Below are 13087 nucleotides of genomic sequence, written 5' to 3' on the forward strand. Positions count from 1 at the left end.
CGGCGCAGTCTGGTGGTGCGGGAAGCCGACCGCAAGGTCACCGCCTACCACGAGGTCGGCCATGCCCTCGCTGCTCAACTCCTCCCGCACGCGGACAAGGCGCACAAGCTGACCATCGTGCCGCGCGGGCGCTCGCTGGGGGCGGCACTCTATACGCCGGAAGACCGCATGCATCACACTCGCGCCGCGCTCCTTGACCGAATCTGTGTGGCGCTAGCCGGGCATGCCGCCGAGGAGGTGGCCACCGGGCAGGTCACCACCGGCGCCCAGAACGACTTTCAGCAGGCGACGAACCTCGCGCGGCGCATGGTTACCGAGTGGGGGATGAGTGATGTGGGCCAGGTCGCCCTCGCGCAGGAGAGCGGAGGCTACCTGGGGTACGGGCCGCAGCAGGGCGTGTACAGCGATCACACCGCCGAGCGCGTGGATGCCGAAATCGCTCGCATCCTCAACACGCAGTATGAACGCGCGGTCGCCCTGCTCACCGAGCACGCCCACGTCCTGCACCGGCTGACCGACGCGCTGATGGCCCGCGAGTCACTGACCGGCGAGGACGTCCAGACGGTTTTGGCGGGGGGCACGCTGGACGGCAGCGTGCCTACGCCGCCCGACGAGGAGGGCCCGGCGGCTCAGCCCGGCTTGACGCCCAACCCCGCCTGAACCCCTTCCCCACACAGCGCCGCGCCGCTTCCCCTACGCTGGGGCCATGCTCCGCACGCTCAGCCTGCTGACCGCCGCGCTGCTCACCGTCGCGCACGCTCAGGACACCACGGCCCCGCGCCCGCCCTGCCTCCGACCATTCAGGCCGCGCCCCCGCTGCTCCCGGCACGCCCGTTCGCACCCAGGTCAGGACCGGGATCCTGGTGGGCCGCGAGGCGAGCGGCCTGCGCGTTTGGCAGGGGATCCCCTACGCCGCGCCGCCCGTGGGGGACCGCCGCTGGAGGGCCCCGCAGCCCGCCCCCATCTGGGTGGGAGAACGCGACGCCTCCCGGCCCGGAAACGTGTGCCTTCAGCGGGGCCAGCTGGGAAGCGGCGGCACTCGCGGGAGTGAAGATTGCCTCTACCTGAATGTGTACGCGCCAGCCGGTGCCACACGCGCTCCCGTCATGGTCTGGATTCACGGCGGTTCCTTTCGCAGCGGCGCGGGGAGCGACTACGACGGGCGGGTGCTGGCGCGTGAGCAGGGCGTTATCGTCGTGACCCTCAACTACCGCCTGGGCCCCCTGGGGTTTCTGGCCGCGCCGGGCCTGCTGGAGGGCCGCACCACCGGCAATTACGGCCTCCTCGACCAGCAGGCCGCGCTGCGCTGGGTGCGCGAGAACGTCGCGGCCTTTGGTGGGGATCCGGCCAACGTGACGGTGTTTGGCGAGTCGGCGGGCGGCATGAGCATCTGTGACCAGCTTGCCGCGCCGGGGGCCGCTGGCCTCTTCGACCGGGCGATCCTCCAGAGCGGGCCGTGTACCCCCGCGATCAACACGGTGCCGGTTGCAGATGCGCTGAAGACGGGGGCCGCCTACGCCCGCGCCCTGGGCTGTCCCGAGGGGGACGCCACGTGCCTGCGCGCCGTGCCCGCCGAGCGGCTTCTGGCCACCGAGGTGCCGGGGCGCCGCGCCCCCGGCTCCGTCGCCCTGCCGCCCGTGTATGGTGACGCGGTTTTGCCCCGCTCGCCGCAGGAAGCCTTCCAGACGGGAGCCGTGAACCGGGTGCCCGTCCTGATCGGCAGCAACCTGGATGAGGGGACGCTCTTTGTCGCGCCGCTGGGCCGGGAAAGGGACCTGCCCGTGTGGCAGTACTGGGCGCTCGTCGCCCTGCTGGAGCGCTGGAATGCGCCGCGGCTTCTCGTCCACTACGCCAGCCGCGATTACGACACGGTGGGTCTGGCTGCCGCCGCCTTCGTCACAGATGGCCTCTTCGCCTGCCCGGTGAACGACATCACCCGCGCCCTTGCCCGCTTTATGCCGGTGTATGCCTACGAGTTTCGCGACCGGAACGCCCCCTCCCAGCTCAAGCCCACCGGAACCATTCCCCGGTACGGGGCCTACCACGCTGCCGAGCTGATCAGCGTGTTTGGCACGCCCCTCACGGGTCTGGCGGACCCCGCCCAGTTCACGCCCCTGCAGGCGGATTTGGCCCGCATTATCCGCGCCTACTGGGCCAACTTCGCCCGCAGCGGTAACCCCAACGGCCTCGGCCTTCCGCAGTGGCCGCCCTTCAACTCGGTTGAAGGCCAGGTGCTGACCCTGGAACCAGGCCGCGTCGCCCCGACCACCCTGTTTCGCCAGGAACACCGCTGCGACCTGTGGGACCGCTGAAGTTCCTCGCCCTGGTCTTGGGACGGCAGGGGCAGTCAAAAAGCGCCCCCCCTCGGGTCAGTGGAGAGGGAGACACGCTGTGGGAATTCAGCTCCGTTCTGCCACACCGGGCAGCGCGCACTGTCCGTCCTCGCAGCCCTGGGCTGAAGCAGGCTGTCCCAGCGGGGTGAGGGGGGCAGGGTGCGTCTCCTGCCAGACCTGAGCGAGGGCCGCTTGCAGGACCTCGGCGGATTGCGCCCCGCTCACCCCGTACTTGCCGCCCAGCACGAAAAACGGCACGCCGCTGATCCCCAGGGCCTGCGCCTGCGCCTCGTCCTGCCGCACCGCCTGCGCGTACCGCCCGCTGGCCAGCGCCGAGCGCGCCTCGTCTGCGTCCAGGCCCACGTCCTGCGCCAGCTGCACCAGCACCTCCGGGTCCCCCAGGAGCTTTCCCTCCGTGAGGTAGGCGGCGAAGAGGCGCTCTTCCATGGCCGCCTGAAGCCCCTTTTCCCGGGCGAGCGCAATCAGTTGATGCGCCAGAAAGGTGTTGGTGGGCTGAACTCGCTCGAAGTGGTAGTCGAGGCCCTCACCGGCAGCTGTGCGGGTCATCTGGTCCAGCATCTCCTGCGCCTGCTCGGGCGTGCGCCGGTACTTGCGCGCCAGGCCGTCACGTACAGACACCGCGCTCCGCACCGGAGCCGCGGGGTCGAGCTCGAAGGCGTGCCACACGACCTCCACCTGCTCGCGTGCGGGAAAGTTGGCGAGGGCCTGTTCAAAGCGCCGCTTGCCGATGTAACACCACGGACAGGCGATGTCCGACCAGATATCCACGCGCAGCTTGTCGGGAGAAGAGGGAGGGAAGAGGGTCATGCATCTATAATAAAGTACTTTGTAAAATAAAGCAAAGGCGGGCGACGGACCCGAAGGGCTGCTGACGAGGGCGTCAAACGCACCTGAAGCAGTCCGCGGCCTCGTCCCCGCCCGTGCCTCGTGCGGAGGGCTCAGCGCCCGGGTGTGTGCTGGTCGTCGGGGAGGGGAGGAGGCGTTCCCGAGCTTTCCTCCGGGAGGGCCGCGCCCGTTTCGTCGTTGCCGGGCGTGCTCGTCTGCCCAGCGCCGCCCGCGCTGGTCTTGCCGGTCTCTCGCCAGCGCTCCTGCTGCTCGATGTAGCCTTCCTGCATCTGCTCGGCTTCGTTGCCCGTTCCGTCTTGCGGATTGGTCATGCCCCGAGGGTAGGCGCTGACCAAAAGGGTGAAGTGTGCCCGCCGTCAAGCTGGCCTTTACCTGCTCGCGACGCGCAACGCTTCTTTACGCGCTCCAGCCCGGCTCAGGAGGCGACGGGCTCCAGCTTCTGCCACTCCTGAAGGCTCCGCACGCCCAGCGTCTTCCCCTGTGCGGCGGCGATGGCCTTTGCGGTCCACGCCGCGCCTTCGCGGGTGCTGACGATGGGCACCCCACGCTCCAGCGCCGTGCGCAGCAGGGGCGAGCCGGTCACGTCGATGAGGAGGTCAGGCAAGGTGCCCTCCTCCTGCTCGCGGATCACCCGCAGCCCCGCGCTCTCCAGCGTGGCGGCCACGTCGTCCAGCCCATCACCGAGGAGGAGCGCCGTGCCCTCCCTGGGCAAGTTGCTCTTGGCCCCGAGTTGAGCGCGGTAGAAGGCCAGATACGGATCGGTGTCGATCCCCATGCTTTCGCCCGTGCTCTTCATCTCCGGGCCGAGCACCGGGAGCACGCCCCTAAACTTCAGGAAGGGCAGGTGCACTTCCTTGACCGAGTACATGCCCGGTGTGGGCGTCTCGGTGAAGCCGATCTGTGCCAGCGTGTGTCCTACGGCGAGGCGCGCCGCGTACTTGGCGAGCGGGTGGCCGACAGCCTTGGAGACGAAGGGCACGGTACGGCTGGCGCGCGGATTCGCTTCGAGAATGTAGGCCACGCCGTCCTTGATCGCCCACTGCACGTTCATCAGGCCCCTGACCCCGAGTTCGAGGGCGAGGCGTTCGGTGTCGGCCTTCACCCGGGCGAGCAGGTCAGGGGAGAGGGTGACCGGGGGCAGCACACAAGCCGAGTCACCGGAGTGGACACCGGCGGCCTCGACGTGCTCCATGATGCCCGCCACCACAGCCGTTTCACCGTCGCAGAGGGTGTCTACATCGAGTTCAAGCGCCCCTTCCAGGAACTGGTCAAGCAGGATGCTGGGCTGCCCCTCGACGGCGGCGTACACCTCGTCCAGATAGGTGGTCAGTTCCTCCATGCTCCGCACCGTTCGCATGGCGCGGCCCCCGAGGACGTAGGAGGGGCGGGCCATCAGCGGGAAGCCGAGTTCGGCGGCGAGCTCGCGGGCCTGCTCGGGCGTCTGGGCCACCTTGCCTCTGGGCTGCGGCAGGCCCAGGCGTTCACACAGGGCGCCAAAGGAGGCGCGGTCTTCGGCCTGGTGAATCGTTTCCGGGGAGGTGCCGATGATGGGCGCACCCGCTTCGGCCAGCCGACGCGCCAGCTTCAGCGGCGTCTGTCCGCCAAGCTGCACGATCACACCCACAGGCTTCTCGTGCTCGACGATGTTCATCACGTCTTCAAAGGTCAGCGGCTCGAAGTACAGGCGGTCAGCGGTGTCGTAGTCGGTGCTCACCGTCTCGGGGTTCGAGTTGACCATGATGGTTTCAAAGCCAGCCTCCTGAAGCGCCCACACGGCGTGAACCGTCGCGTAGTCGAACTCTACCCCCTGCCCTATGCGGTTAGGACCGCTTCCCAGAATCACCACCTTGGGCTTGTCGGTGGGTGTGACCTCGTCTTCCCACTCGTAGGTAGAGTAGTGGTAGGGCGTGTACGCCTCGAACTCGGCGGCGCAGGTGTCCACCGTCTTGTAGACGGGCGTGGCCTTGGCGGCCTTGCGCAGCGCCCGCACTTCGAGTTCGGAGAGCCCCACCAGCTCCCCGATCCGCGCGTCAGAAAAGCCCAATCTCTTGACCTCGCGCCAGAGTTCATACTTCCACTCCGCGATGGGGCCCAGCTCGAGGATTTCCTTCTCGGCGTCCACGATCTCCTGAATCTGCGAGAGAAACCAGGGATCGATCTTCGTGGCGTCGTGGAGGGCCTGCACGTCTTCGCCCCGGCGCAGCAGCTCGATCACGGCTTCGAGGCGGCGGGGGTTACCGTACAGCAGGCCGCGCAGCTCCTCGGTCGTCATCTCGGCATAGGCGCCGCGCACGTCCGCCTCGACCGAGCGCAGCGCCTTTTGCAGACTTTCTTTGAAGGTGCGGCCAATCGCCATCACCTCGCCCACGCTGCGCATCTGGGTGCCCAGCGCGTCCGGCGTGCCGGGGAACTTCTCGAAGGCGAAGCGCGGAATCTTGGTGACGACGTAATCAATCGTGGGTTCGAAGGCGGCGGGCGTCACGCGGGTGATGTCGTTGGGCAGCTCGTCGAGGTGGTACCCCACCGCCAGCAGCGCCGCGATCTTGGCAATCGGGAAGCCGGTCGCCTTGCTCGCGAGCGCACTGGAACGGCTGACGCGCGGATTCATCTCGATCACGATCACCCGTCCGTCTTTCGGGTTGACCGCGAACTGGATGTTGGAGCCGCCCGTATCCACACCGATCTCGCGGATGATGGCAAGGCTTTGGTCGCGCAGGCGCTGGTACTCCACGTCGCTGAGGGTCTGCGCCGGGGCCACCGTGATGCTGTCCCCCGTATGCACACCCATCGGGTCGAAGTTCTCGATGCTCGTGATGATGACCACCGTGTCGGCGTGGTCGCGCATCACCTCCAGCTCGTATTCCTTCCAGCCCAGGATGCTTTCTTCGAGCAGGACGGAGTGCACCGGACTGTCGCGCAGGCCGCCCTCCGTGATCTTCAGGAAGTCCTCGTAGGTGTGGGCGATGCCGCCCCCCGTGCCGCCCAGCGTGAAGGAGGGCCGGATCACGATGGGGAGGCCGATTTCCTTTTGGTACTCGATCGCCTCCTCCATGGAGTGGACCATCTTGCCGCGCGCCGTCTCCACGCCGATCTTTTTCATGGCCGCCTGAAAGGCTTCGCGGTCTTCGCCCTTGTGGATGGCTTCGGCATTCGCGCCGATCAGCTCCACGCCGAATTCCTTTAGCGTGCCGTTCGCGTGCAGCTCCATGGCGAGGTTGAGCGCGGTCTGGCCGCCCAGGGTCGGCAGCAGGGCGTCGGGCCGCTCCTTCTCGATGACTTTGCGGACAAACTCGGGCGTGAGGGGCTCCAGATACGTGGCGTCGGCGAGGTCGGGGTCGGTCATGATCGTCGCCGGGTTGCTGTTCACCAGCACCAGCCGGTACCCCTCCTTTTTCAGCGCCTTGAGGGCCTGTGTGCCCGAATAGTCGAACTCGGCCGCCTGCCCGATCTGGATGGGGCCGCTGCCGAGGATCAGAATCGTTTGGAGGTCGGTACGCTTGGGCATTCCGAGTCCTCAGTATGGCACGGATGGGGGAGGGGAGGGGTTGCAAGGTTATGCAGCTTCAGGCTCCCGCCAGCCAGCTTCGCAGCAGTCCCGCGGCCACCCCCCACAGCATCAGCCCCACCAGCACGTCCAGCACCTGCCAGGCGCGTGGCGTGCGCGGCAGCGGCGCCAGCTGCTGCCCGGCGAGCGCGAGGCCAAAAAACCACCCCCAGGAGGCGAGGACCGTTCCCACGAGAAAGGCGCGGCGTCCCTCCCCACCCAGGCCCGCGCTTGCCCCGCCGATCAGCACGACCGTATCGAGGAGGGCGTGCGGATTCAGCAGGCTGAAGGCGGCAGCGGTGGCGACGACGGCTCGGGGCGAGGCCACGCTCTGCCCCCCCGTCTCCAGCGTGCCGGGCCGCCCCGCTGCCCGAAAGGATCGCCACCCGTACCACAGCAAAAAGGCCGCCCCCGCCAGCGTTCCTAGTCCCGTCAGGGCCCGGTTCTGCGCGAGAAAGGCCCCGACGCCCAACACCCCGAACGAGATCAGCAACGTATCCGCCAGCGAGCAGACCAACGCGGCGAGCAGCGCGTGACGCCGCGCCAGCCCCTGCCGCAGCACAAAGGCATTCTGCGGCCCGATGGCGACGATGAGGGAGAGGCCCAGGGTCAGGCCGCGCAGGAAGGGGGACACCGCTGGAAGATAGCGCCGGGCCCTGTCTGACCCGCGCCCTGCGCTCTTGCCGCCCAGCGCCCAAACTGCCCCCATGCCTGACCTTGTGCCGCGTGCCCGCTCGTCCCAGGAGAGCATCTTTGCCCGCATGAGCCGCCTCGCCGCGCAGCGCGGGGCGATCAACCTCGGGCAGGGCTTTCCCTCCGCTGCCCCGCCTGCCTTCCTGCTGGAGGCCGCGCGGCGGGCGGTGGGCACCCTGGACCAGTACGCGCCCCCAGTGGGCCTTCCCATCCTGAGGGACGCGCTGGGGACCGATCTGGGGGTGGACGGGGCGGATGTGGTGGTCACGACCGGCGCGACGGAGGCGATGGCCCTGCTTGCTCAGGCCCTCTACGGCCCGGGTGACGAGGTGCTGATGCTCGAACCCGTCTTCGACATCTACCTGCCCCAGGCACGGCTGGCGGGGGCAACGCCCGTCACGGTGCCGCTGCGCCTTCCAGAAGAGGACGGCTGGATGCTGGACCTGGATGAGCTGCGCGCGGCGGTCACGCCCCGCACGCGGGCGCTACTTCTCAATAGCCCGCACAATCCCACCGGACGGGTCTTGACCCGAGAGGAACTGAAAGCCGTGGTCGCCCTTGCCCGCGAGCACGATCTCTGGCTGATTTCCGACGAGGTGTACGACGAACTGTACTTCGGGGAGCGGCCCCTCAGCCTGCGGGCGCTCGCACCGGAGCGGACCTTCACGGTGGGCAGCGCGGGCAAGCGGCTGGAGGCGACGGGCTGGCGCGTCGGCTGGGTGGCCTGCCCACCGGGGTTGGCGGGCCATCTGGCGGGGCTTCGGCAGGTGGCCTCCTTCTGCGCGCCCACGCCCTTGCAGGCGGCGGTTGCGGCGGCGCTGCCCGTCGCGCGTCAGAGTGGCTTCTACGAGGGCTTGCGGGAGGGCTACGCGGCGCGGCTCGCTCTGTTGGCGGACGGCCTGCGTGAGCTTGGCGCACGGGTCTACCTCCCCGGCGGGACCTACTTCCTGATGGCCTGCCGCCCTGACTGGAACGCCGAGACGCTGCTGGAGGCGGCAGGGGTCGCCGTCATTCCCGCTGGGGCCTTTGCCGCCAAAGCAGCCCTACCCCCCGGGCTGTTGCGCCTCGCCTTTTGCAAGGAGCGAACGGAGCTCGAGGAGGCCCTGACGCGCCTCGCCCGTTGGGCCAAGTCCTCCTCAGCATGAAGGGAAGGTCAAAGGCAACCCCGCAAGCTGTAAAGGTGCCTCTCTGACATCTGCTCCTCAAGGTTGTCTATGATCCGGCTATGAAGAAGACGCTGCTCGGACTGCTGGCCCTCTCCGCCGTTTCCTCTGCCGCTGCGGATGCCGTGGGCGGATACATCGGCACGGACGCTGGGATTTATTACCGCTCGGAGCTGACGGCTGACGCTGCGGTGCGCTACGGGCTCAACCTCAGCGCGCTTAACCTCTTCCGGGGCGGCTCGCTCGCCCTGGGCGGTGAGGTCGCCTATCTGCGCAACGCGAGCAACCAGAACTTCGGCGGCCTGAACCCCTACTACGGCTTCGGCCTGGGGGTGAACGCCTCGCTGGGTTCGGTGACGGGCGTCTCTGCGTATCCGCACGTGCTGGGCGGCCTGGCCTACAACGTGGGCGGCCCTCTCGGCGTGTTCGTGGAAGGCAACATCGGCCCGGCCATCGCCCTATCGAACGCCGGTTCGGGCATCGGGCTGGGCGCGGGCGTGCGCCTGGGCGTGAACTACCAGCTGCCCTAAGGTCCGCGCCTTCCTGGCCCCCGGTCCCGCGTGGCCGGGGGTTTTGCCATGCTGGACGTTTCCCTTGACCCTCCTGCCCGGCGCTGCTACCCTACTGCATAGCTATACGCACCTAGCGTATATCCATACAGTTATGCCGATCCTGACTCCCCGACGCTGACGCTCCGGCCTTCCCCTTCACGGAAAGGCCGGGCCCGTCCCGTCGGGGTGTCTGTGTGTCTCGGTGCGCCCCCCCAGAAACAGGAGAGAATGCAGCATGGCGAACGTTCAGCAGGGCCAGAAAGACAAGATCGTCCTCGCGTACAGCGGTGGCCTCGATACCTCCATCATCCTCAAGTGGCTCCAGACGGAGCGGAACTACGACGTGGTGGCCTTTACCGCCGATCTCGGTCAGGGGGATGAGGTGGAAGCGGCGCGGGTCAAAGCGCTGAACACCGGGGCGGTGGCCGCCTACGCGCTCGACCTGCGCGAGGAGTTCGTGCGCGACTACGTGTTTCCGATGTTTCGCGCCGCTGCCCTGTACGAGGGCTACTACCTGCTGGGCACCTCCATCGCCCGTCCCCTGATCGCCAAGAAACTGATTGAGATCGCTGAGAAGGAAGGTGCGGTGGCGGTCTCGCACGGGGCGACCGGCAAGGGGAACGACCAGGTTCGCTTCGAGATGACGGCCTATGCGCTCAAGCCCGACATCGTGACGGTCGCTCCCTGGCGGGACTGGGACTTCCAGGGCCGTGCCGACCTTGAAGCCTTTGCTCGCGAGCACGGCATTCCGGTGCCCACCACCCAAAAGGACCCCTGGTCCACCGACGCGAACCTGCTGCACATCTCCTACGAGGGCGGCATCCTCGAAGACCCCTGGGCGGAACCGCCCGCCCACATGTTCAAGCTGACCGTCAGCCCCGAGGAGGCGCCCGACGAGCCGGAATACGTCGAGGTCGAGTTTGAGAACGGTGATCCGGTGGCGATCGGTGGCGAGCGCCTGACGCCCGCCGCGCTGCTGGCGAAGGCGAACGAGATCGGCGGGCGCCACGGCGTGGGCCGCATTGACCTCGTGGAGAACCGCTTCGTGGGCATGAAGTCGCGCGGCGTGTACGAGACGCCCGGCGGCACGCTGCTCTACCACGCCCGCCGCGCCGTCGAGAGCCTGACCCTCGACCGCGAGGTGCTGCACCAGCGGGACCAGCTCGCACCCAAGTACGCCGAGCTCGTCTACAACGGCTTCTGGTTTGCCCCTGAACGCGAGGCGCTTCAGGTGTACTTCGATCACGTGGCCCGCTCGGTCACCGGCACCGCTCGCCTGAAACTCTACAAGGGGAACTGCATCGTGGTCGGTCGCCGGGCGCCGCGCAGCCTGTATGACAAAGACCTCGTGTCCTTTGAGGCGGGCGGCGACTACAACCAGCACGACGCGGGGGCTTTTATCAAGCTGAATGCCCTGCGGATGCGGGTGCAGGCGCGGGTGGACGCCAAGTCGGCACCGAAGGAAGTCGAGACGGTTTGAAGATGACGGTGCCGGGGCACGTCCACCGGAGGCCCCTGACCCTGGAGCGTACACGATGACCTTGACCCTGCGCCCCGCCCTCCCCGCCGACGCTCCTGCCTTCCACGCCGTGATGATGGCGGCGGGTATGGACCCCCGCTCCAGTTGGAGCCGGACCCGGGTCGAGGACGTGGCCTGGAGCCTGGGGCAGGGGGGAGGGTTCCTCGCGTGGCAGGACGGGGAGGCCGTGGGCTGTGTGGGCTGGCGACCGGACGGCCCACAGACGCTGACCCTGAACAAGCTCGCGACTCGTCCCGAAGTGCGCGGCCAGGGCATCGGCACAGCGCTGGTGCGGGCAGTGGAGGACCTCGCGGTCCGTGGAGGCTATGCCCGCCTGCTGCTTGCCGTCAGTGCGTACAACCTCGCCGTGCTGCCTTTCTACAAACGCCTGGGCTACCGCGTGGACGAGGGGGCAGTGTACGCCCACGCGAATCCGCAGAGCCCGCCCCCCGTGGTGCTGGTGAAAGCGCTCCAAAGGACCCTATGACCCACAAGACACAGGACAAGAAACTCTGGGGTGGCCGTTTTGCCGAAGCCACCGACCGCCTGGTTGAGCTCTTTAACGCGTCGGTCCCCTTCGATCAACGCCTGGCCGAGCAGGACATTCGTGGATCGCTCGCGCACGTGGCCATGCTGGGACAGACCGGCATCCTGACTCCGGACGAGGTGGCCCGGATCGAGGAGGGGCTAGGGGCCATCCTGGCCGAGATTCGCGCCGGTGAGTTCAAGTGGCGGCTCGACCGCGAGGACGTTCATATGAACGTAGAAGCTGCGCTGCGCGACCGCATCGGGCCGGTTGCGGGCAAGCTGCACACGGCCAGGAGCCGCAACGACCAGGTGGCGGTGGATTTTCGACTGTTCACCAAGGAAGCCGCCCTTGATCTCGCGGAGAAGACGCGGGCGTTGCGGGCCGTGATGGTCGCGGAGGCAGAGCGGCACCTCTCCTCGGACGGTGGTCAGCCCGTTCTCCTGCCGGGCTACACGCACCTTCAGGTGGCGCAGCCCATTCTGCTCTCGCACTGGTTCATGGCCTATGCCGCGATGCTGGAGCGCGACGAGGGCCGCTTCCGCGACGCCGCCGCCCGCATGGACGAGTCGCCGCTGGGCAGTGCGGCCCTGGCCGGCACGCCCTGGCCGATTGACCGCCACCTCACCGCCCAGGCGCTCGGCTTTGCTCGCCCGACAGCGAACAGCCTGGACGGGGTGGGCAGCCGCGACTTCGCCCTCGAGTTCCTCGCGGCCGGTGCGATTCTCGCCGCCCACCTCTCGCGCCTCTCCGAAGAGCTGATTCTGTACTCGACCTTTGAATTCGGCTTTCTGACGCTGCCCGATTCGCACACGACCGGCTCCTCGATTATGCCGCAGAAGAAAAACCCCGACGTGGCCGAACTTGCGCGGGGCAAGGCAGGCCGCGTCTTCGGCCACCTGATGGGCCTGCTGACGGTGGTCAAGGGCACGCCGCTCGCCTACAACAAGGATCTTCAGGAGGACAAGGAAGGGGTCTTTGACGCCTACGACACCCTCGCCACCGTGCTGCGGCTGTACGCCGACATGCTGCCGAAGACGGTGTGGCACGCGGAAGTGACGAAAGCGGCGGCGGCGCGCGGCTTTTCTACGGCCACCGACCTTGCGGACTTCCTCGCCCGTTCGGGGGTCCCCTTCCGCGAGGCACACGAGGTGGTGGGTGGGCTGGTTGGCCTCGCCAGCCGGACGGGGCGGCAGCTCTGGGACCTGACCGACGAGGAGTTGCGCGCGGCCCACCCGCTGCTGAATGCCGACGTGGCTCGCTCGCTCACCGTGGAGGAGAGCGTCAAGGCTCGCCAGAGCTACGGCGGCACGGCGCCCGAACGGGTGCGCGAGCAGGTGGAACTGGCAAAGGCGGCGCTCTCGTGAAGGTGACCGTGAACCTGGACGGGACCCTCCTGGGCAAGCGTGAGGAGGAATGGGCGTACTGGCTCGCTCACCCGGACGAGAACCCGCTCTCCACCCGAGCCGACTTTGCGGGCGGAGAGCTGACACTCGAACACGAGTTGTGTGTCTATATCCAGGACAGCCGCTACAGTGACGGCCTGCCCTTTTCCGGCCTGATCGTCACCAAGCGGCCTTGCGCCACTGTCTTCGACCTCACGCCCGAGGAGGTCGCCGCGACCCACGCCCTGCTCGCCGAGGTGAGGGCGCACCTGGACGCCGCCGTTCGCCCCGACGGGTATACGGTGGGCTGGAACGTCTTTCCGGCGGGCGGACAACACATCCCGCACGTTCACCTGCACGTCATTCCCCGCTGGAACACGGACGCGAGTGCTGGGGTGGGCCTGCGGTACTTCCTCAAGGAGGCGGCGCGGGAGGCCGAGCGGCAACGCCGTCCCGAACCCTTTCCCCCCGACACTGTCTGAACTCTGCCCCCAAGGAGGCCTCCG

General features: G+C 68.1%; 12 protein-coding genes (1 of these 12 cut by a window edge). 8 read left to right on the plus strand and 4 right to left on the minus strand.

What is annotated here, in order from left to right:
• On the plus strand, positions 1 to 660 hold the 3' portion of the coding sequence (gene ftsH / locus EI73_RS10845) for an ATP-dependent zinc metalloprotease FtsH (protein WP_034386672.1). 1206 nt of this gene lie to the left of the window's left edge; only the last 660 of its 1866 coding nucleotides appear in the window; its start codon lies beyond the left edge, outside the window; the stop codon is at positions 658 to 660.
• A gap of 203 nt (positions 661 to 863) precedes the next feature.
• Positions 864 to 2312 carry a carboxylesterase/lipase family protein gene (locus EI73_RS10850; protein WP_051935494.1) on the plus strand — a complete coding sequence of 483 codons (1449 nt, stop codon included), beginning with the start codon at positions 864 to 866 and terminating at the stop codon, positions 2310 to 2312.
• 87 nt (positions 2313 to 2399) lie between these two features.
• On the opposite strand, the gene EI73_RS10855 is transcribed toward EI73_RS10850, so the two are convergent.
• From EI73_RS10855 to EI73_RS10870, 4 genes are all read right to left on the minus strand, one after another.
• Positions 2400 to 3161: a DsbA family oxidoreductase gene (locus EI73_RS10855; RefSeq protein WP_034386674.1), complete on the minus strand. Its 762-nt coding sequence runs from the start codon at positions 3159 to 3161 to the stop codon at positions 2400 to 2402.
• A 131-nt stretch (positions 3162 to 3292) separates the two neighbouring features.
• Complete coding sequence (locus EI73_RS10860) at positions 3293 to 3511, minus strand: hypothetical protein (RefSeq protein WP_156103519.1); 219 nt, start codon at positions 3509 to 3511, stop codon at positions 3293 to 3295.
• 104 nt (positions 3512 to 3615) lie between these two features.
• Positions 3616 to 6705 carry a carbamoyl-phosphate synthase large subunit gene (gene carB / locus EI73_RS10865; protein ID WP_034386679.1) on the minus strand — a complete coding sequence of 1030 codons (3090 nt, stop codon included), beginning with the start codon at positions 6703 to 6705 and terminating at the stop codon, positions 3616 to 3618.
• Between the two features lie 58 nt (positions 6706 to 6763).
• On the minus strand, positions 6764 to 7378 hold the full coding sequence (locus tag EI73_RS10870; RefSeq protein WP_034386681.1) for a LysE/ArgO family amino acid transporter: 615 nt from the start codon (positions 7376 to 7378) through the stop codon (positions 6764 to 6766).
• A gap of 73 nt (positions 7379 to 7451) precedes the next feature.
• Here EI73_RS10870 and EI73_RS10875 point away from each other — a divergent pair, with 73 nt between their 5' ends.
• The 6 genes from EI73_RS10875 (at position 7452) to EI73_RS10900 (ending at position 13063) form a co-directional block, all read left to right on the plus strand.
• Positions 7452 to 8582 carry a pyridoxal phosphate-dependent aminotransferase gene (locus EI73_RS10875; RefSeq protein ID WP_034386683.1) on the plus strand — a complete coding sequence of 377 codons (1131 nt, stop codon included), beginning with the start codon at positions 7452 to 7454 and terminating at the stop codon, positions 8580 to 8582.
• 80 nt (positions 8583 to 8662) lie between these two features.
• The gene (locus EI73_RS10880; protein ID WP_034386685.1) at positions 8663 to 9130 is read left to right on the plus strand and encodes a hypothetical protein; all 468 of its coding nucleotides are present in this window, start codon (positions 8663 to 8665) and stop codon (positions 9128 to 9130) included.
• 256 nt (positions 9131 to 9386) lie between these two features.
• A complete protein-coding gene (locus EI73_RS10885; protein ID WP_034386688.1) occupies positions 9387 to 10631 on the plus strand; it encodes an argininosuccinate synthase in 1245 nt (414 codons plus the stop codon).
• 55 nt (positions 10632 to 10686) lie between these two features.
• Entirely contained in the window at positions 10687 to 11157 is a 471-nt protein-coding gene (locus EI73_RS10890; protein ID WP_034386690.1) for a GNAT family N-acetyltransferase, read from the plus strand.
• On the plus strand, positions 11154 to 12563 hold the full coding sequence (gene argH, locus EI73_RS10895) for an argininosuccinate lyase (RefSeq protein ID WP_034386692.1): 1410 nt from the start codon (positions 11154 to 11156) through the stop codon (positions 12561 to 12563). Before EI73_RS10890 ends, argH begins: the two co-directional genes overlap by 4 nt.
• Positions 12560 to 13063: an HIT family protein gene (locus EI73_RS10900; protein WP_034386695.1), complete on the plus strand. Its 504-nt coding sequence runs from the start codon at positions 12560 to 12562 to the stop codon at positions 13061 to 13063. Before argH ends, EI73_RS10900 begins: the two co-directional genes overlap by 4 nt.
• Positions 13064 to 13087: the final 24 nt, after the last annotated feature.

Origin of the sequence: Deinococcus sp. YIM 77859 (assembly GCF_000745175.1) — a bacterium.
Taxonomy (GTDB): domain Bacteria; phylum Deinococcota; class Deinococci; order Deinococcales; family Deinococcaceae; genus Deinococcus.